General features: G+C 44.3%; 3 protein-coding genes. All 3 read right to left on the bottom strand.

Translation table 11 applies throughout. From position 1 onward, the window contains the following. Positions 1-38 precede the first annotated feature (38 nt). Complete coding sequence (locus ACS8FD_RS14660; protein ID WP_439262092.1) at positions 39-518, bottom strand: YbjQ family protein; 480 nt, start codon at positions 516-518, stop codon at positions 39-41. Between the two features lie 64 nt (positions 519-582). Then, positions 583-1026, bottom strand: coding sequence for a YbjQ family protein (locus tag ACS8FD_RS14655; protein WP_299217865.1), 444 nt, complete (start codon positions 1024-1026; stop codon positions 583-585). A 28-nt stretch (positions 1027-1054) separates the two neighbouring features. Beyond that, positions 1055-1365: UPF0149 family protein (locus tag ACS8FD_RS14650; protein ID WP_439276394.1), on the bottom strand; the 311-nt coding region annotated here is incomplete at its 5' end.

Raw genomic sequence — 1365 nt, 5'->3', positions numbered from 1 at the left:
AGAAAAAACAGGTTAGCTCGAATGGGGATACGCCGTCGTTAACGTGTTTTGGCATCGTCAGTGCTAACGACCGCGGTGCCATAAGCAATGGCTTCAACCATACTACCCAGCTGGTTAATATTACTGACCTCCAAGCGCAAGCCATAGATGTGATTGTAGCCCTTGGCTTGTGCTTGCGTACGCATACGTACTAAAGCCTCACGGCGAGAGCGGTCTAATAATGTCTCATAAGTGGTGAGATTTTTACCAAACAAACTTAAAACCCGCGCGATGACCATTTTAAAATAATCTTGGGCGATAACGACACTACCGAGCACCAGCTCCCCTTCACTATTGGCTGTCAGATTGGGGCGATAAAAACGCTCACTAGAGACAATGATATGAGCCAGCTCTTTTTCTGCTATTGTCAGCTGCGCTAAATGCTGACGTTCATGACGCATGCCAAAAAACCACCCGACCACAAATAACAAAACAAATGGCCCATAGTTAATGAGTATTTGAGTCATAGAATCATTCATGGCACGTCTCTTATCTTAAAAGCAAAGGCGAAGTTGCAAGAGTTTTGCAGTTGGTTCACTATCATTAACCAAAAGGATTAAAACGTGGTAACTCATCAGTTGGGGTTTGCGCGGTGCTTGATGATTCGTTGGACTGATAATCGTTAGAAGGATAATGCGGTGGTTGAGACGACATATTCGGTTGCATACGTATCGCTTTAACAGCCGTACCATAAACAAACAGCTCTGAGGCTCCTTGTGCAATACTCGATGTCGAAAAACGTAAACCGACGATCGCATCTGCGCCTAATGCTTCTGCCTTGACCACCATACGATCAATCGCTTCTTGACGTGACTCTTCTAGCAGCTCAGTATAAGCTGTCAGCTCGCCGCCAACGATATTTTTAAATCCAGCAAACAAGTCTTTGCCGACATGTTTTGAGCGTACCGTACTACCATAAACGACATCTAAGCGTTCAGTGATTTGATAGTTGGGTAAGTGCTCAAGATTGGAGAGTTGCATAGCCATGGTATTACCTTAGCAGTGACTTATAAAATTAATCATTAGTATGGAACAATAAAAACAACTCGGTTAAGTTACCTTCAATACTGTTTACCATCTGTACCATTTTGTCTTGGTCAGCGCGCATGTCGGCAAGCTCGGGATCTTCATCATCGATACCGCTTAGCACGATCATAGGTAGGGTTAGTACGGCAACATCCTCAGCTGTATCTTCATCTTCAAACCAATTACTGGCTTCATCACCATACATAGCATCTACAAACCCAATCGACCATGCCACGATATCTGACTCATCTGAAAAGTCGACGGCGACTTCTTCATTGCCCGCATCTTCACCAAAAGGCA

The sequence above is a fragment of the Psychrobacter sp. 1U2 genome, from assembly GCF_051847575.1.
This window is presented reverse-complemented; position numbering and strand designations above follow the sequence as displayed.